Genomic DNA, 17,119 nt, shown 5'->3' with positions numbered 1-17,119 from the left:
GTGATGAGGAATAGAAGCATGACCATGCAGCAACATCCCGTTGGAGCGCTTGCGGGCCTGAAGGTAGTAGACGCCGCCAGAGTGCTGGCCGGCCCCTTTGCGGGGCAGATCCTGGGCGACCACGGTGCCGACGTCGTCAAAATCGAAAGCCCGGAGGGCGACGAGTGCCGCGGCTTCGGCCCGCCGTTCGTTAATGAAAGCTCGGCTTATTTCAATGCCGTCAACCGCAACAAGCGCAGCGTCGTTCTCGATCTGGGGCAGGCCAACGAACGCGACAAACTCTTTGCCTTGCTGGAGACGGCCGACGTATTGATTGAGAATTTCAAGCTGAGCACGCTGCAGGCATGGGGCATTCCGCATGCACGATGGTTCGTCGAGAGGTATCCTCGGCTTATCCATTGCCGCATTACCGGCTTTGGCGACGAAGGCCCCTACGGCGGCTTGCCGGGCTACGATGCCGCCGTGCAAGCCATGGCCGGGCTACTGTCGATCAACGGCGACCAAGCGGGCGAACCTGTCCGAATCGGTGTGCCGGTAGTGGACCTGACAACCGGCATGAATGCCGCGATGTCCATCCTGCTGGCCTTGCAGGCCAGACACCGCACAGGGCGCGGCCAGATGGCCGATGTCAGCTTGTACGACAGTGCGGTATCGGTGGCGCATCCGTTCCTGACCAACTATCTGCATTCAGGCAAGGTACCGGGCCCGTCGGGCAATCGACACGCCAACATCGTGCCGTACAACGTCTACCGTACCGCTACCGTGCCGCTATTCGTGGCCGTGGCCAACGACAGGCTGTTTGCCCGGTTGTGCTCGCACTTGAGCGTGTCTGGCCTGCCGTCTGACCCGAGATTCGCCACCAACCGCGCTCGCGTCGAGAACCGCGAAGCGCTGGAAGACGAGCTGTGTCGCGCATTCGCAAACGTCGACGGGGAACAGCTCGGGCCTGTCTTGCTGGCCGCGGGCGTCCCGGCCGCGCCGATCCTGGACATCCGGGCGGTGGCCGACGCCGAGCACGCCAAGTTTCGAGGCATGGTCGTGCGCACGGCCGACTATACGGGACCCGGCATTCCCATCAAGCTCAGCGACACGCCCGGCAGCATCCGAGCCCCCGCGCCGACGCTGGGCAACACGACGATCGCCGCCAACGAAACCTTGTTCAACACTTGAACGTACCGCGCGGCGTACAGCCGGGCTTTGCCGCTATACTGCTGTACGCCGCCAGCCAGATCTGCAAATACCGTGATCCTGACCTCCGAACTCGAAAACTGGGTGGGCATCGACTATGAAAACATGCCCGCCATCCAACTCAAACTGCTGGACGCGGCGGCCAAGGCGTTCACCATCTATGGATTCACCGCAGCGTCCATTGACGTGATTGCCAGCCAGATTGGCGCCACCAAAGGCAGCGTCTACTACCACTATCGCAGCAAGACCGACCTGTTCTTCGCCGTGCACAAGCGCGCGATGGTCATGAATCTGAAGACGCAAGTTCCTGTTGCTTGCGACGACAAGCTCGCGCCGCGGGAAAAACTTCATCGCATGGCCTACTTGCACGCGATGCTGATGATGGACTCGCTGTATTACCAGCGCGTCACCGTCCAGGGTGTCGAGCTGCATCAGTCCGTCAGCACCACGCCCATGGAACGTGAAGCATTGGCTGAAGTCATTGCTATGCGGGATTCCTATGAAGAATTGTTCCACCACGTCGTGACCGAAGGCATCGCGGGTGGACTATTTACTCAATTGGATCCCTCTTTTGCGGTCAAAAGCATTCTTGGAAGCCTCAACTGGATCACTGTATGGTATCGGCCGCGAGAAACTGAGGCCCCAGATCTCAAAGAACGAATAGCGAAACAGCTCGCCACCCAAGCGGTATATGGCATTGCCACCGACTGGCAAATCTCCAATCACTGATCAGCCAAACTCGGCGCTGCCGGTCATCGTGGCCTGCAGGGATACGTAGCAACGCGGCTGAACCGCAGCGCCCCTACAACCCCAACTTCGTCAATAGTTCGATGCGGTGACTCGCCCCCAATCGGTTATAGAGCTGACGGCGATGGTAGACCACTGTGTTGAGACTGATACCCATGCGTTGGGCGATTTGCGATTCCGACAGGCCTCGCGCCAGCCAATAGGCCAATTCATATTGGCGTTGCGGCAGGCGCAGCGCGTTCAATGCCGACATCAGCCGCACGCCGCGCGCTACGTGCTGAGTGATGTATACCCCCACTGCTTCGCCATGACCGAGGGCCGCGGCCAGACGTACGGCGCGTAGCGAGAACCGGCCTTGCGCGTTACACCAATCCATGTACGGCGGGAGCGGCAGAACACCCGGTCGCGGAGTAAGACGCTGCAACAGCGCTTTCACGGCCGCGGGCAATTCAGCACCACGCCGCCAACGCCAGCCGAACGCCAGCGGCATCAGCACCTCGGCCTCCGGGCATATCCACAACGGCCTCGCATCGAGAGTGGCAATCAACAGGCCTTGGCGATGCGCATCCCGCTCGTCCGCATCGAATGCGCCGGGTTGCAGGGCGCGCGCCAAATGGCCTTCGAGGCGCGCCAGCGCCTCGACCTCAGCGTGTTGGAAGGCCTGCGCGCCCGCGGGACGAAAGAGGAACAGCATGCCGATGCCCTGCCCTTGCTGCGTGCGCAATGCCAGGCACAACCAGTCGCCGACACCGGCCGGGCGCATGACCACGTTGTAATAGTCACTGCGAAGCAGCCCCGGATAGGTTCCCCTAAGCATCTGGCTCAGCGTGCGAGGACCGTATTCATGCAGAGCGATATCGCTGGACTGGCGCAAGGTGTTATGGAACATCTGACTTTCGCTGCGCAGGATACACGGATCAAAATGCTCGGGGACTGAAGCCGCAACGCCGGGATCTTCCATGTGCGCTTCCAGCTCGCCATCGCCGCCCGGATAGAAATAACCGCCCGATTCAAAGCCGATCAACTGGTGCATGCTTTGCAGCAAAGGCTGAATCAACTGCGGACCGCCCGTATCCAGACAGGTCATCTGATGCAGGCTTGCCAGCGCACGACTCGTGGAACGGCGGGTAGACATGGACTCTCTCCGTTGGGCTTCCCATCGAAACAACCGCTGGGCGGATTTTATCCACGCGAGGAACAGGCGAGCGCCATCGTTACCATTTTGCGACACCTACCCCGTCGGGGTGGGGCGCGGCACATGACAGACGGGTAGATTGCGGGCCTTCTGTGTGGTTTTCTTGAATGGAAAGAACCATGTCTTTCTCCTGCAACTCTTGTTCTCGGCGCTTTGTTGCGGCCTTATGTTTGATGTTCGCGCTGGCCGCAGGCCAGGTCTGGGCGTCCTCGGATGCTGACCCGGCAAGCTTTGCCCTAACTCCCGCCATGCTGGAGCGTATGGCCGCCGTGACGGTGGAACTAGGCACCGTGCAGCTAGCGGGCGACGGCGACGCAGACGATGACGACGATGACAGCGATGACGCCGAGTCAGTCGAGGGTCTCGCGCGCCGGCTCGATGCCCAGCCGGAGGTACGCGCGGCATTGGCACGGCACGGATTGTCGAGCCAGCAGTATGTTGCGGCCACGCTGGCCGTCCTGCACGCCGGCATGTATCTGGCAGTGGAACAGAGTGCCGGTCCGCAGGCGCTGGCATCGTTTACCTCGCAACAGCGGGACAACATTGAAGTGGTACGTGCACATCGAAAGAAATAGCCGGCGCCGGGCACGAATTTTTAGTCATTCCTTTGCTAACTGATCTCTGCCGATAAAAATGGAAAGCCTCGACCAGAAGAAGAATATGAGAAATGCCCCTATCAGCGCGGGAGAACTGTGCGCGCAACGCACATTACAGGAGGCTCAGCGCTTGATGGGGACACCTCCCAACGCCTTTCGACCACCGAGCGCAGAAGAAGAGCTGAAGGCCTACCTGGCAAGGCGGTACCCAAAACGCCAGGACCGTACCAGCGAGATGCTGGACTACTACTTCAAGCGATAGAACGACAGCGGACTGCCTGACACTGGATCTGCCCTACGACGAGCAGTGTCAGTGACACGGTGAAGACCGATACCGGGCTACACGAACGGAAATTTACATGAGGAGAGGGGGATGGCCGGTTTTCTGATCATTGGATTACTTTGGATGTATGAGGCGGTACAAGAGCGAATCGCCTCGCCACAGCAAAACAACGGCACGTAAGGGGCATCCTGGCTTCCTGACGGTATCTGTAGCGATGATATGGGGAGCTACCGTTAAGGATACCGCCAGCCAAGACGGCATGTCTATGCCCCTTCGTAGAGGACAATAGACAACAAAAAAGCCCCAAGCTATTGAAAACTAGGGGCTTTTAGGCTTTGGGAGACTTCATCAGAGAAGTCTTTGGTGGGTGGTACAAGGTTCGAACTTGTGACCCCTGCCGTGTGAAGGCAGTGCTCTACCACTGAGCTAACCACCCAAAGAAGCGGAATTCTAGCATAGAAAAATCCCGCACCGCAAACACGGCGACACTCTTGGGGTTTTCTCTCGATAACAATGACGCTACCGGGAGCAGCCACCCGTATCACGCGTCGGCGACCACCTCTTTCGGCGCGTCCAGACTACGCCACACGCAGTCACCCCCTACGGATTTATCCAGACTCGCCAAATACTCCTCATGCTCGACCAACTCCTCCGCCGATGCCGCCAACACGGGTAGCGCACTGCCATCAAACGCTTTCAGCGTCACGCCCGCGCCAGTGGACGGCCCGCTGTCGTCGACGTCGATCAACAACGCGTCCTGCCCTCGTGTCATGGCCAGCCAGACTTCGCCCAGCAGTTGCGAGTCAAGCAAAGCGCCGTGCAGCGTCCGGTGCGCATTGGACACCCCGAGACGATCACACAGGGCATCCAGCGAGTTCCGTTTACCCGGATACAGCGTCCGCGCAAACAACAGCGAGTCCGTGATCTTGTCGCACAAGCCGGCCAATTCGCCCCGGCCGATGCGTTTAAGCTCGGCGTTGAAGAACTTGACGTCAAACGCCGCGTTATGGGCGATGAGTTCCGCACCCGCGATGAATTCGAGAAACTGATCGGCCACTTCGCTAAAGCGCGGCTTGTCCGACAGAAAGTCCGTAGTCAGACCGTGCACCGCCAACGCCTCTGGGTCGCTATCGCGGTCCGGATTCAAATAAATGTGCAGGTTATTCCCGGTGACAGTCCGGTTGACGATCTCGACGCAGCCGATTTCAACAATCCGGTGTCCCTGATTAGGGTCCAGGCCGGTGGTTTCAGTATCGAAAATGATTTGGCGCATGTCAGGCAATTTGGTAACAAGGAGATATGCCGCGAGGCTCGGCACAGCTGGCATCCAAGCCAGCACACTGGACGTGCGGCATGGCAGCCGCCCTCAGCGGCCGGGTACGGCACCATAAGCGAAGCCATTAGTGTACCTAGCATCTACGCACCCGGCAGGCCAGATCGAGATTTCAATCCGTCGATCATGTCCGCGCCGGCATGAAACTTGCGAGGGACACATGTCGTCACGGCCCGCGAGCTGGCGCACACCTAAGCTGGCAATGCGTCGCGGCCCGCGCCGCACTCATTCCCCATCAGGAGTTCATCATGGAAAAAACTGCCCGAGAGAATGTTCCCTCAGAACACACTGATACCGATGCTCGGTCTCCGAAAACGCCCACCGACCCCGTCCATGGCACCGGCATCATGCCGATGCCGGACGACGCGCCCGAGGTCGCCGGGCGTCCCCGCCAGGGGCGCGTGATTACGCCCCCTGGCGAACCGGGCGTGATCACCCCCGAAGACGACGTGTTGGACACATCACAATCGGATAGGCAGGACCGCTGAGCCGTTAATGCTCGCCCGAAGCCGCAGCCTTGGTACTGGCGGCGGCGTGCGCCTTGTCGTCGCCGCCCGCGTCGCGGCGCAACCGGGCCTTTGCAATCAGCGTGTACGCCACAGGTACCACGAACAAGGTCAGAAACGTCCCGAGCATCAGCCCGCCAACCAGCACCCATCCAATCTGCTGCCGGGACTCCGCCCCCGCGCCGGTGGACACGGCGAGCGGGAGGGTGCCCAACACCATCGCCCCAGTGGTCATCAAAATCGGACGCAAACGCAGCACGCTGGCTTCGATGACTGCCTCAAACAGCTCATGCCCCTCGTCACGCAATTGATTGGCGAACTCGACGATCAGGATGCCGTGTTTGGTAATCAGACCAACCAGCGTGATCAAACCGATCTGGCTGTAGATCGACAAGGTGCCTCCACTCAGCCAGAGCGCCAGCAACGCCCCCGTCATGGACAAGGGCACTGACAACATGATGATGAACGGATTGCGCCAGCTCTCAAACTGCGCGGCCATCACCAGATAGATGAACGCCAACGCCATGGCGAACACGAGATAGATACTGCCCGACGAATCGCGGAATTCGCGTGACTGGCCGTCCAGATCGGTCTGCAAGGTATGGGGCAGCACCTGACGCGCCACGTCTTGCATGTGAGAGAGGACTTCGCCCAACGCGTAACCAGGCGCCACCTCGGCCTCGATCTTCACTGCGCGCAGGCGATTGAAATGGTTCAACGATTGAGGCGAGACACTCTCATGCACCGACAACAGATTGTCCAATTGCACCATGCTGCCGTCGCGCGTACGGACATAAATACCCGAGATATCTGTTGTATTGCTGCGGTCTTGCGGCAACACCTGCACGATCACGTCGTACTGTTCACCGTCATCTTTGTAGCGCGTCACCTGCCGTCCGCCCAGCATCGACTCCAGCGTACGGCCCACGACGTCGACCGCTGCGCCCACGTCGGCCATCTTGTCGCGATCCACCTGCACACGCAGTTCGGGGGTATTCAAACGCAGATCCGTGTCCAGGTTGATCAACCCCGGATAATCACGCAACGCGTTCACATACACGCTCACGAGCTTGTCCAACTCGGCATACGAGGACTGGCTCATGATGATGAACTCGACGGGTTTGGAGCGTGAGGATTGCCCCAATGAAGGCGGATTCGTGGGAAAGGCTTTGACCCCGGGCAGCGAAGCGAATTTAGACTGCAGCTCGCGCGCAATCTCCTGCTGTTTGCGATCGCGTTGCTCCCAGGGCGCCAAGCGCAAAATCGCCGTGCCGTCGGTGACGGTAGGAAAACCGATCGACGACTGATAGGCCTCGGTTTCCGGGATCTGGGCATAGAACTGTTCGATCTGCTGCACACTCTCGAGCATGTAGCCCAGCGTAGCGCCCTCGGGCGAGGTCACCCTGCCGTAAATCGCCCCGCGGTCTTCGACGGGCGCCAACTCGCTTTTCACCACTGAAAACAGAACACCGCTACCTGCCGCCACGAGCAGGCCGATGATCACGATGAGTGCCCGTTGATGCAGGGCCCACAGCAAAGTGCGGCGATAGCCGTTCGCCAAACCATTGAGCCAACCCTCGATCAGGTTGTACCAGCGGCTATGGCTGGATTGGTGGCGCAACAAGACTGAGCACATCATCGGTGTCAGCGTCAACGCGACAAAACCCGACACCAGTACCGCGCCAGCCAATGTCAGTGCAAACTCGATGAACAGCTTGCCGGTACGCCCCGTTGCGAATGCCAGCGGCGCGTACACCGTGACCAGGGTCAGTGTCATTGCCACCACGGCAAAACCGATTTCTTTCGATCCCTGCAATGCCGCCTCGCGGCGTGGCATCCCGTTTTCGATATGGCGGAAAATATTCTCGAGCACGACGATGGCGTCATCGACCACCAGACCGATCGCCAGCACCATGGCCAACAACGTCAGCGTGTTGATCGAAAAGCCAAACATGTACATCAGACCGCAAGCGCCGACCAGCGACACCGGGATTGTCACGATGGGGATGATGCTGGCCCGCAAGTTCCGCAGGAAAAAGAAAATGACCAGCACCACCAGCACAATGGCCTCGAGGATGGTGTGGTACACCGAACTGATGGAACGCTCGATGAATGTGGACGTGTCGTAGGCGATGTTCAACCTCATCCCATCGGGCAAGGTCTCATTCAATAGCGCCACCTCATCACGCACAGCCTTGGACAGATCCAGGGGATTCGCCGTGGACTGCTTGGTCAGGCCGATGTTGATCGCGTTCTTACCGTTAAAGCGTGACAACACGCGATCATCTGCCGCACCGACCTCGACCCTGGCCACATCGCGCATCCGTACGGGATAGCCTTTGACGTTCGCGACCACGATATCCGCGAACTGTGCAGGCGTCTGAAGGTCCGTTGACGACACGACTGTGAACTCGCGATCACGCGATTCGATACGGCCCGCAGGAATCTCCACATTCTGGCTGGACAGCGCGTTCTCGACATCCTGAACGGTCAATTGATAGGCCGCCAGCTTTGCTCGATCGACGTAAATCCGCATAGACGGCAGACGTTCGCCATACACACGCACTTCCGCGGCCCCGGGCAGCACAGACAGGCGTGTCTTGATATAGCGATTGATGTAGTCGGACGTCTGGATCACGGATAACGAGCCGGACTCCACCGCGATATAGATGACGGGCGTAGCATCAGCCTCGACCTTGCCGATAATGGGCTCGTCGATCTCGTCCGGCAGATAGCGGCGCGCGCGGGATACTTTGTCGCGCACCTCGGCGGCAGCGGCATCGGGATCTCGCGACAGATTGAATTTGATGTTGATATAGCTGCGTTCGGACCGGCTGCGCGAGGTCATCACATTCACCCCTTCTATACCGGCCAGTTGGTCTTCTAGGGGTTTGGTGACCTGCGATTCGATGACCTCCGGAGAGGCGCCTTTATAGGTAGTGCTGACCGAGACGATAGGCTCGTCGATGTTGGGATATTCACGCACCGTCAAGCGCGAATACGAGATCAGGCCGATCAAGACAATGATCAACGACAAGACCGATGCAAATACCGGCCGCTTGATGCAGACCTCGGACAAAATCATGATCGACTCGCCTGTGGTCCCTGCGCCTTGCTCTGCGCCGGCCTCGAGGCGGCCGCCGGGGCCACCTCGACCGGCGCCCCGTCAGTCAGCCGCTGAAAGCCGGCGACCACGACCTGGTCGCCCGCGGCAACGCCCGTCAGTATCTCGACCTGGCCATCCCGACGCTCGCCCAGCGTGACCTCGGTGCGGCGAGCGTGCCCCTCTCGCACCGTGAAAACGTACTGCGCCTGGCCCGAGGGCGCGAGCGCCGCTTCCGGTACCGCCAGCACATCGTCGGCCCCAAACAAGAGTTGCACGCGAGCAAACATACCCGGTCGCAATCGCGCATCCGGGTTCGGGATCGTGGCCCGCAGCAGGATCGAGCGGCCTCCCGCATCCACCAGCGGACTCACGGCATATACCTGCCCCTGGCGCTCTGAGCCAGGCAGCGCATCCAGACGGATAGTCAGCGACTGGCCAACCTGGATTTTGTTGAAATACATTTCGGGCACACGGAAATCGACCTTCAGAGGATCAATCGCCTCCAATGGCGCGAGGTCCTGCCCCTGATCGACATAATCACCAACCGACACGCTGCGCAGACCCACGATGCCGGCAAAGGGTGCTCGTATAGTCATCTTGTCGAGCCGCGCCTGTGCCAATGCGGTGGCCGCCTGTTGGACTTTCAGGTTGCTGCCGGCCTCGTCGCGCGCCTGCTGGCTGACGAAACCACGGCCCTGCAACTCGACGGCACGGCGATAATGTGTTTGCGCCAACGCCAAATTAGCACGCGCCTGATCGAATTCGGCCCGTGACACCGAATCGTCCAGGCGGATCAGTACCTGTCCGCGCTCTACCGGCTGGCCTTCTTTGAAATCGATGGTCTTAATACGGCCCGCAACCTCGGGACGCAACACGACCGACTCATCAGAGCGCAGGCTGCCGACCGCGGAGATGCCACGCGTGAATTTCAGTTGCTGGACTTGCGCGACCTCTATCCGCACCGTATCCAGGGATTTGGTTTTCGGTGCGGCGGATACCGCCGTTGAAGCGGCATCTGCGACAGACCCCGCAGGGGCCGCCAACCAGCGCGGAACCCAATACCCCAAGGCCGCGCCCGCAGCGAGCCCGACCGCAATAGCAGTCAGCAGTACAGCTTTTTTCATGCGCAATGATCGCGGTGCGTAAACATGCCGAGCCGCGCGCGTTGCTGGCCCGACGGGATGGAAACAAGCTATGGAGCTGGCACTGTAGCACCAGCGGTTTACATACTGGCACAAAGTTGGCCGGCGAGCGCGATCTGCGGACTATTTCCAGGGTATTCCCGCATGAAACCGCCGTAAAAGTTATCCCTTTCGCACGCTCTCCACGCCCTGATTGGCCAGTGCGTCAGCACGCTCATTGCCCGGGTCCCCGGCATGACCGCGCACCCAGCGCCAATCCACCTGATGGCGCGAGACCTGTTCATCCAGCGCCTGCCAGAGCTCTGAGTTTTTCACCGGCTTTTTATCCGCAGTCATCCACCCGCGGCGTTTCCAGTTGACCAGCCACTCGGTCATGCCCTTCATGACATATTGCGAGTCGGTATGAATCCGTACCTTGCATGGCCGCTTGAGCGCGCGCAGGCCCTCGATCACGGCCAGCAACTCCATGCGGTTGTTGGTCGTACCGGCTTGCCCCCCATACAGCGTCTTCTCGTGTGCGCCGGCACGCATCAACACCCCCCAGCCACCCGGCCCGGGATTGCCTTTGCATGCCCCATCCGTCCACATTTCTACCTGCAGACCGCTATCGTTGTTTGTTTGCATTGTTCCTACTGTTAAGTCCGACGAGACACCCTTGACGTCTCATCACGTTTTGCCCGGCCCGGCTTCGCGATTGACGACGACCGGTGCGGCGCGGGTGCGACGGCGGCGTTTGGCGGATTTCCAGGCAGGGCCGACCAATCGCATACCCGCCACCCGCTTGACGGCGGACACCACGTAGACCGCCCCGCCCAATGCCCACCAACGCTGGCCATAGGTTTCCATGAAGTGCCATCGCTGCAGCCATTTTTCGGTCCGGCATGCCGGGGCATAGCAGCCAAAACGGCCCGACCCGACATCGAATGACATGAGCTTCAGCCAATCCTTCAGGCGCGGCAAGGATACCTGAGCCGAAGGCGGCAGCGGCAGCCAGGGCTCCATACCGGGAGTCCGGTTGCGCGCGCCCCAAAGGCTCCAGGGATTGAAACCCGAGATCACCAGGCGCCCCTCTGGCATCAGCACACGTTCGGCCTCGCGCAGCACGTCGTGCGGTGAGTCCGTGCACTCGAATGCATGCGGCAACACCAGCAAGTCCACGCTTTGCGATTCGAACGGCAATGCGTCGGGACTCGCCACCACACACCCTTGCCACAGGGCCGCCTGCTCGGGGCCGGGCATCTGCGCTCCGACCCAGCCCTTGAAGGGCATCCGGTTGGCCTGCAGCAAATTAAACTCTGCAAAACCGACTTGCCAAGCGTAATATCCGAACACATCCGCCACGATAGCGTCGAACTGCGAGCGCTCCCACGCCAGGACATACTGCCCTGGCGGTGTCTGGAACCACTCGGCTAGTTCTACAATCGGCGGAGTTTCCTCGGTCACGTCGACGTTCCTGAAAAATGATGCAAACTCTGCCCGTCACGAATGGCGACGGCCCTATCCTGCCGCTGCCCGCCTTTTCCGACAACTATATCTGGGCCATCGTGCGCGGAAATAATGCCGTCGTGGTGGACCCGGGCGAAGCCGGACCGGTGCTGGACCTGATTGCGCAGCGCGGGCTGCAACTGCGCGCCATTCTACTCACCCATCACCACGGCGACCATGTCGGAGGTGTGCTTGAATTGCTGCACCATGCCCCGGCCACCGTCTACGGCCCTGCAAACGAACGTCTGCCGCACTGCGATGTCCGACTCGTCGAGGGCGACCACGTCACCCTGCCTGAGGTCGGCCTGACGCTATCAGTCCTGGACGTTCCGGGACATACAGCTGGACACATTGCTTACTTTGGCCAGGTCCAGGACCAGGAAAAACCCGTATTGTTTTGCGGCGACACCCTGTTTGCGGGCGGCTGTGGCCGGTTATTTGAGGGCTCGCCCGCACAAATGCACGCCTCTCTGGCAAAATTCATATCCTTACCCGCCGATACACAGGTTTGCTGTGCGCACGAGTACACTCTATCCAACTTGCGCTGGGCCATGGCAGTTGAACCTGCCAACCATACCCTGCAACAGTGGTATCAGCGGGCCCAGCAATTACGCGAACACGGCTGTCCTACCGTGCCGACCACTATGGCACTAGAATTGGACACCAATCCGTTCTTGCGCACCAGCCAAGCCGCTGTCATTCAGGCTGCCCGCCAGCAGTCCGGACTAGCGTTGGACACGCCTGTGGCCACGTTTGCGGCTTTGCGTGAATGGAAAAACGATTTCAAGTGACAATGACCCGATGACCTTGTTTAGACTTCTGCTACCTGTTGTTCTCGCCATCCTTGCCGGTTGTGCCGGCACGCCGCGCCAATCGGCGACGCTGGCCCCCTCCACCAACAACAAGCAGCAGTATGTCGCAGCAGACACCTCGCGTACTGTCGATCTGACCAATCCCCCCGTAGATGCCTGGGACCGTATCCGCCGCGGTTTCGCCATCCCCAACCTGAACACCGAACTGGCGCAGGAATGGACTGACTACTATGCGGCCCACCCCGAATCGGTTCAGCGCATGGCCGAGCGGGCCGGCAAGTATCTGTATTTCATCGTTGACGAAATCAACCGCCGCGGCCTGCCCACCGAGCTGGCCTTGCTGCCTTTTGTCGAAAGCGCCTACAACCCCACGGCGCTGTCGCGCTCCCAGGCATCTGGCCTCTGGCAGTTTGTCCCCGCGACGGGCCAGTATTTCAATCTGAAGCAAGACTGGTGGCGCGACGAACGGCGTGACCCCATCGCCTCGACTTACGCCGCGCTGGATTATCTGGAAAAGCTGTTCGAAATGCAGGGCGACTGGTATCTGGCCCTGGCCTCATACAACTGGGGCGAAGGCTCGGTACAGCGCGCGATGGCCCGAAACGAAGCCGCCAATCTGTCCTCGGACTATTTGTCGCTGAACATGCCCGAGGAAACGCGCAACTACGTTCCCAAGCTGCAGGCCATCAAGAACATCATCGCCAACCCGCGTAAATACGCGGTCGTTCTGCCCCCCGTCGACAATTCGCCCTATTTCGCCATGGTGCGCAAGAACCGCGACATCGACCTCGAAGTCGCGGCCCGGCTCGCAGAAATGCCGCTCGAGGAATTCAAAGCCCTGAATCCCTCGTTCAACCGTCCGATTATCCGCGGCGAACACCAGCCCACGCTGCTGTTGCCGACAGATCGCGTGGACAAGTTCAATGCCAATCTGCAAGCCTATAAGGGCGATCTGAGCTCCTGGAAGGTCTACCAACCTCGCCGCGGCGAATCCTATGCCTCGATCGCCAAGCGTTTTGGCGTCACCGAAGTGGCGCTGCGCAGTGCCAACGGCGTCTCCCGCCGCACCAAATCTGCCAGCGGCGCCAGTCTGTTGATCCCGGCCAGCGAGCCTGGCGGCGTCCAACTGGCCTCTCTCGAAACCCCGGCCGGCGTAGCCGTCCCGCCCGCCTCTCGCTCGGCTCGACGCACCACGGCAACTCGCCCCAACGTGCGCACTCACAAAGTGCGCTCGGGCGACACCCTGAGCAGCGTCGCCCGGCGCTATGGCACCTCGGTCGACGCCTTGCGCGCGCTCAACAACATGAAGGGCAGCAACCTGAAAGTCGGCGCACAACTGCGCGTGCCGGGCACCGGCACGCGAGGCTGATCGTTACGCTTTAAAATAGCTGCCTTTCCGCACGGAATTCATAGGACACGACACATGGGCTTTCTCGCCGGCAAACGCATTCTGGTCACCGGGGTGCTTTCCAACCGTTCCATCGCCTACGGCATTGCACAAGCCTGCCACCAACAAGGCGCTGAACTGGCTTTCACCTATGTGGGCGACCGTTTCAAAGACCGCGTCGGCGAATTCGCCGCCCAATTCGGCAGCGATATCGTGCTGCCCTGCGATGTGGCCGAAGACAGCCAGATCGAGGAAACATTCGCTGAATTAGGCAAACGCTGGGATGGCCTGGACGGACTGGTGCACTCGATCGGCTTTGCCCCGCGCGAAGCCATCGCAGGCGATTTTCTGGATGGCCTCTCACGCGAGGGCTTTCGCATCGCCCACGATATCTCGGCCTACAGTTTCCCCGCCCTGGCCAAGGCCGCCCTGCCCCTGATGGAGGGCCGCAAGGCATCCGTATTGACCTTGACCTACCTCGGCGCCGAACGTGTTGTCCCCAACTACAACACGATGGGCCTGGCCAAGGCCTCGCTCGAAGCCAGCGTCCGCTATCTGGCGACAGCGCTCGGCCCGCGCGGCATCCGCTCCAACGGCATCTCGGCTGGCCCGATCAAGACCCTGGCCGCCAGCGGGATCAAGGACTTCTCCTCGATCCTGAAATTCGTTGAGGCCCATGCTCCGCTGCGCCGCAATGTCACCATCGAAGAAGTCGGCAACGTCGCCGCCTTCCTGCTGTCGGACCTGGCTGCCGGCGTGACGGGTGAAATCACCCACGTCGATGCGGGTTTCTCGACGGTCACACCGGGCATGGAATAAGCTGCTAGCGCCCCGCCGCTAAGGTCAGCGACCAACAAAAAACGCCCCTCGTCGGGGCGTTTTTTTGGCTAAGCGCTAGGACGTTCTGCATTCAGGCTGTCACCGTGGGCAGCGCCGCGTCGATGTCAAAGCGCTCGCGCCAGGAACAAACCAGCTTTCACCCAAGCATCTCAGCGCCCCCAGCGCAACACCAGCGGATCGAGCCGGCGTGCGATATCGAGCAGCTCACGCCGTGTTTCGGGGTGCATCGGCGGCAGAGGATGGCGGGGTGCGTCGCAGGCAATCACGCCGCCTTCTTTCATCAGCGCCTTGGCTGCCAGCATGCCGGCCTGCCGGTTCTCGTGGTTGATCAGTGGCAGCCAACGCTGATACAGCGTAAAGGCCGCATCGGCATCTCCGGTTCGGAACGCTTCGATAATGGGGCGAATCCCATCGGGGAAACCGCCGCCCGTCATCGAGCCGGTCGCGCCAGCGTGCAGGTCGGCCAGCAGCGTAATGGCCTCTTCGCCGTCCCACGGGCCTTCGATCGCATCGCCGCCCAAACGGATCAATTCACGCAGCTTGGCCGCCGCGCCGGCGGTTTCGATCTTGAAATACGAAACGTGTTCGACTTCCCGCGCCAATTTCGCCAAGAACGCCGCGGACAGCACAGTACCGCTGGCAGGCGCGTCCTGCACCATGATCGGAATGTCGATGGCATCTGACACACGGGCATAAAACTCCGCTATCCCGGCCTCTGGCACCCGAAAGGTCGCACCGTGGTAAGGCGGCATCACCATCACCATCGCCGCCCCCAGATCCTGTGCGCGGCGGCTGCGCTGCGCGCAGACCTGACTGGCATAGTGAGAGGTCGTCACGATCACCGGGACACGCCCCGCCACATGCTCCAGTGCCGTGCGCGTCAGCACGTCGCGCTCATCGTCGGCCAGCGAAAACTGTTCGGAAAAATTAGCCAGAATCGCCAGTCCGTCCACGCCGGCATCGATCATGAAGTCAATGGCGCGTTTCTGGCTGGCCAGATCCAGCGTACCGTCCTCATGAAACGTGGTCGGCACGACCGGGAAAATGCCACGATAAGGTGTCGAAGGATGAGCCATGTTATGTGTTCCGTATCAAATCCATCAAATCAGCGCTTGCCGTCCAACGCGGCCCGCACGACAAAGGTCATCACCACCGCAAACACCAGCATGATGGCCAGAAAATACAAACCGCCCGAGGTGCTGCCGGTAGCGTCCTTGATATAGCCGACACCGAACGGGCCGATATATCCGCCCAGATTCGCCAGCGAATTGATCATCGCAATACCCACCGCGGCGCTGCTGCCAGTGAGAAACTGCCCAGGCAACGCCCAGACCACGGCCTGGATAGAGTAAATGGAAAACGCGGTCAGGCAAATAAAGAAAAACTGCAGCGCCGGCGACGTAAACCAGGCGCTGGCGGCCAAGGTAATCGCCGCAGCCCCTGACACGATAGCGATATGCCAATAGCGCTCGCCGTGCTTGTCCGAATGCCGAGGCACAATGAGCAGGCCCACCACCGCGAACAAATAAGGCACCGCAGACAAGAACCCCGTCATCGAGTCGGTCACACCGAACTGTTTGATGATAGTCGGCAACCACATCGACAGACCGTAAATCGCCAGCGGAAACGGCAGGAACAGCAATGCCAGCATCAGCACGCGTTTATCGGCCAACGCCTTGAGGGGATTGCCATGTGATTTCAATGCATGCGTAGAGGCATCGGCAGCCAGCTCGCGTTCGATCCAGGCGCGATCATCCGCGCTCAACCACTTCGCCGTCGCAGGCGACTCCGGCAAAATGCGCAGAGTCGGTAAGCACAGCAATACCGCCGGCAGGCCGCTCACCACAAACAGCGTCTGCCAAGGCGAGAGCCCAAACCATCCACTCCCGTCCAATAACAAGCCCGCCATCGGCCCGGTCACGATCAAGGCAATCGGCTGGGCCAGCACCAATAGTCCAATGATGCGCGCCCGGTGGCGCAACGGAAACCATTTGGTCAGAAAATACAGGATGCCGGGGTACAACCCCGCTTCAGCCGCACCCAGCAAAAACCGCGCGATATAAAACGTCGTGGCGTTATGGATCAACGCCATGGCCATCGTAATCGCGCCCCACGTAAACAAAATACGCGCAAACCACCGACGCGCGCCAAAGCGCTCCAGCGCCAGATTGCTGGGGACTTCAAACAAGAAATAACCGATGAAAAACAATCCCGCGCCAATGCCATAGGCGGTTTCGCTGATGCCGATGTCGGCATTCATATGCAGCTTGGCAAAGCCCACCACAGCGCGATCGATATACGCCACGATATAGATCAACGCCAAAAAAGGCAGCAGCTTGCGCACGAGCATGCCGATGATGCGTGACTCTTCTCCTTGCTCGGCGGTGGCGGGCGCGGCCAACTGGCCGCTGGATGCGACAGTAGTCATTATTGGTCTCCGTTTTAATTTCTGTACAGAATGACGACTCAGCGCTACGCGAACCCTGCAACAAAGGGCTC

Annotated in this window: 16 protein-coding genes and 1 tRNA gene; 8 read left to right on the top strand and 9 right to left on the bottom strand. The window is 60.3% G+C overall.

What is annotated here, in order from left to right; all coding sequences use genetic code 11:
• Positions 1-18 precede the first annotated feature (18 nt).
• Both ACYVIT_RS24330 and ACYVIT_RS24325 read left to right on the top strand, forming a co-directional pair.
• Positions 19-1,170, top strand: coding sequence for a CaiB/BaiF CoA transferase family protein (locus tag ACYVIT_RS24330; protein WP_415807366.1), 1,152 nt, complete (start codon positions 19-21; stop codon positions 1,168-1,170).
• 123 nt (positions 1,171-1,293) lie between these two features.
• Positions 1,294-1,917, top strand: a complete 624-nt coding sequence (locus tag ACYVIT_RS24325) for a TetR/AcrR family transcriptional regulator (RefSeq protein WP_415807470.1) — start codon at positions 1,294-1,296, stop codon at positions 1,915-1,917.
• A gap of 73 nt (positions 1,918-1,990) precedes the next feature.
• Here ACYVIT_RS24325 and ACYVIT_RS24320 read toward each other — a convergent pair whose 3' ends face one another.
• Complete coding sequence (locus ACYVIT_RS24320; RefSeq protein WP_460478305.1) at positions 1,991-3,070, bottom strand: helix-turn-helix transcriptional regulator; 1,080 nt, start codon at positions 3,068-3,070, stop codon at positions 1,991-1,993.
• 179 nt (positions 3,071-3,249) lie between these two features.
• Here ACYVIT_RS24320 and ACYVIT_RS24315 point away from each other — a divergent pair, with 179 nt between their 5' ends.
• Positions 3,250-3,705, top strand: coding sequence for a hypothetical protein (locus ACYVIT_RS24315; protein WP_415807368.1), 456 nt, complete (start codon positions 3,250-3,252; stop codon positions 3,703-3,705).
• An 85-nt stretch (positions 3,706-3,790) separates the two neighbouring features.
• A complete protein-coding gene (locus tag ACYVIT_RS24310; RefSeq protein ID WP_415807369.1) occupies positions 3,791-3,988 on the top strand; it encodes a hypothetical protein in 198 nt (65 codons plus the stop codon).
• A 382-nt stretch (positions 3,989-4,370) separates the two neighbouring features.
• Here the strand turns inward: ACYVIT_RS24310 and ACYVIT_RS24305 are convergent.
• Together ACYVIT_RS24305 and dnaQ are read right to left on the bottom strand one after the other, a co-directional pair.
• Positions 4,371-4,445: transfer RNA gene (locus ACYVIT_RS24305), tRNA-Val, on the bottom strand.
• 105 nt (positions 4,446-4,550) lie between these two features.
• Positions 4,551-5,282: a DNA polymerase III subunit epsilon gene (gene dnaQ / locus ACYVIT_RS24300; protein WP_415807371.1), complete on the bottom strand. Its 732-nt coding sequence runs from the start codon at positions 5,280-5,282 to the stop codon at positions 4,551-4,553.
• A gap of 308 nt (positions 5,283-5,590) precedes the next feature.
• Between dnaQ and ACYVIT_RS24295 the strand changes: the two genes are divergently transcribed.
• Entirely contained in the window at positions 5,591-5,830 is a 240-nt protein-coding gene (locus ACYVIT_RS24295; protein WP_415807372.1) for a hypothetical protein, read from the top strand.
• A 4-nt stretch (positions 5,831-5,834) separates the two neighbouring features.
• Here ACYVIT_RS24295 and ACYVIT_RS24290 read toward each other — a convergent pair whose 3' ends face one another.
• The 4 genes from ACYVIT_RS24290 to ACYVIT_RS24275 all read right to left on the bottom strand — a co-directional run bounded on the left by ACYVIT_RS24290 (position 5,835) and on the right by ACYVIT_RS24275 (position 11,539).
• Positions 5,835-8,933, bottom strand: a complete 3,099-nt coding sequence (locus tag ACYVIT_RS24290; RefSeq protein WP_415807373.1) for an efflux RND transporter permease subunit — start codon at positions 8,931-8,933, stop codon at positions 5,835-5,837.
• Positions 8,930-10,078 carry an efflux RND transporter periplasmic adaptor subunit gene (locus tag ACYVIT_RS24285; protein ID WP_415807374.1) on the bottom strand — a complete coding sequence of 383 codons (1,149 nt, stop codon included), beginning with the start codon at positions 10,076-10,078 and terminating at the stop codon, positions 8,930-8,932. The genes ACYVIT_RS24290 and ACYVIT_RS24285 overlap by 4 nt, the downstream gene beginning before the upstream one ends.
• 180 nt (positions 10,079-10,258) lie before the next feature.
• On the bottom strand, positions 10,259-10,720 hold the full coding sequence (rnhA, locus tag ACYVIT_RS24280; protein WP_415807375.1) for a ribonuclease HI: 462 nt from the start codon (positions 10,718-10,720) through the stop codon (positions 10,259-10,261).
• A 42-nt stretch (positions 10,721-10,762) separates the two neighbouring features.
• A complete protein-coding gene (locus ACYVIT_RS24275; RefSeq protein WP_415807376.1) occupies positions 10,763-11,539 on the bottom strand; it encodes a methyltransferase domain-containing protein in 777 nt (258 codons plus the stop codon).
• A gap of 20 nt (positions 11,540-11,559) precedes the next feature.
• Between ACYVIT_RS24275 and gloB the strand changes: the two genes are divergently transcribed.
• From gloB to fabI, 3 genes are read left to right on the top strand one after another with little or no spacing between them, the layout of a single operon-like run.
• Positions 11,560-12,372, top strand: coding sequence for a hydroxyacylglutathione hydrolase (gloB, locus tag ACYVIT_RS24270; protein ID WP_415807377.1), 813 nt, complete (start codon positions 11,560-11,562; stop codon positions 12,370-12,372).
• A 10-nt stretch (positions 12,373-12,382) separates the two neighbouring features.
• On the top strand, positions 12,383-13,762 hold the full coding sequence (locus ACYVIT_RS24265) for a transglycosylase SLT domain-containing protein (protein ID WP_415807378.1): 1,380 nt from the start codon (positions 12,383-12,385) through the stop codon (positions 13,760-13,762).
• Positions 13,763-13,816: 54 nt separating this feature from the next.
• Positions 13,817-14,599, top strand: a complete 783-nt coding sequence (gene fabI, locus ACYVIT_RS24260) for an enoyl-ACP reductase FabI (RefSeq protein WP_415807379.1) — start codon at positions 13,817-13,819, stop codon at positions 14,597-14,599.
• Between the two features lie 170 nt (positions 14,600-14,769).
• Here fabI and ACYVIT_RS24255 read toward each other — a convergent pair whose 3' ends face one another.
• Both ACYVIT_RS24255 and ACYVIT_RS24250 read right to left on the bottom strand, forming a co-directional pair.
• The gene (locus tag ACYVIT_RS24255; protein ID WP_415807380.1) at positions 14,770-15,696 is read right to left on the bottom strand and encodes a dihydrodipicolinate synthase family protein; all 927 of its coding nucleotides are present in this window, start codon (positions 15,694-15,696) and stop codon (positions 14,770-14,772) included.
• Between the two features lie 29 nt (positions 15,697-15,725).
• Positions 15,726-17,048, bottom strand: coding sequence for an MFS transporter (locus ACYVIT_RS24250; RefSeq protein ID WP_415807381.1), 1,323 nt, complete (start codon positions 17,046-17,048; stop codon positions 15,726-15,728).
• Positions 17,049-17,119: the final 71 nt, after the last annotated feature.

The sequence above is a fragment of the Bordetella muralis genome, assembly GCF_054781015.1.
The sequence above is the reverse complement of the archived record's forward strand: the minus strand, read 5'-3'. Positions and strand labels throughout refer to the sequence as shown.

What these genes read in the sequence shown, in the direction of transcription:
- ACYVIT_RS24295 (WP_415807372.1), top strand. Translation starts at nt 5,591, where the DNA reads ATGGAAAAAACTGCCCGAGAGAATGTTCCCTCAGAACACACTGATACC.
- dnaQ (WP_415807371.1), bottom strand. Translation starts at nt 5,282, where the DNA reads ATGCGCCAAATCATTTTCGATACTGAAACCACCGGCCTGGACCCTAAT.
- ACYVIT_RS24290 (WP_415807373.1), bottom strand. Translation starts at nt 8,933, where the DNA reads ATGATTTTGTCCGAGGTCTGCATCAAGCGGCCGGTATTTGCATCGGTC.
- ACYVIT_RS24315 (WP_415807368.1), top strand. Translation starts at nt 3,250, where the DNA reads ATGTCTTTCTCCTGCAACTCTTGTTCTCGGCGCTTTGTTGCGGCCTTA.
- ACYVIT_RS24325 (WP_415807470.1), top strand. Translation starts at nt 1,294, where the DNA reads ATGCCCGCCATCCAACTCAAACTGCTGGACGCGGCGGCCAAGGCGTTC.
- ACYVIT_RS24330 (WP_415807366.1), top strand. Translation starts at nt 19, where the DNA reads ATGACCATGCAGCAACATCCCGTTGGAGCGCTTGCGGGCCTGAAGGTA.
- ACYVIT_RS24285 (WP_415807374.1), bottom strand. Translation starts at nt 10,078, where the DNA reads ATGAAAAAAGCTGTACTGCTGACTGCTATTGCGGTCGGGCTCGCTGCG.
- ACYVIT_RS24310 (WP_415807369.1), top strand. Translation starts at nt 3,791, where the DNA reads ATGAGAAATGCCCCTATCAGCGCGGGAGAACTGTGCGCGCAACGCACA.
- ACYVIT_RS24255 (WP_415807380.1), bottom strand. Translation starts at nt 15,696, where the DNA reads ATGGCTCATCCTTCGACACCTTATCGTGGCATTTTCCCGGTCGTGCCG.
- fabI (WP_415807379.1), top strand. Translation starts at nt 13,817, where the DNA reads ATGGGCTTTCTCGCCGGCAAACGCATTCTGGTCACCGGGGTGCTTTCC.
- ACYVIT_RS24265 (WP_415807378.1), top strand. Translation starts at nt 12,383, where the DNA reads ATGACCTTGTTTAGACTTCTGCTACCTGTTGTTCTCGCCATCCTTGCC.
- gloB (WP_415807377.1), top strand. Translation starts at nt 11,560, where the DNA reads ATGCAAACTCTGCCCGTCACGAATGGCGACGGCCCTATCCTGCCGCTG.
- ACYVIT_RS24250 (WP_415807381.1), bottom strand. Translation starts at nt 17,048, where the DNA reads ATGACTACTGTCGCATCCAGCGGCCAGTTGGCCGCGCCCGCCACCGCC.
- ACYVIT_RS24320 (WP_460478305.1), bottom strand. Translation starts at nt 3,070, where the DNA reads ATGTCTACCCGCCGTTCCACGAGTCGTGCGCTGGCAAGCCTGCATCAG.
- rnhA (WP_415807375.1), bottom strand. Translation starts at nt 10,720, where the DNA reads ATGCAAACAAACAACGATAGCGGTCTGCAGGTAGAAATGTGGACGGAT.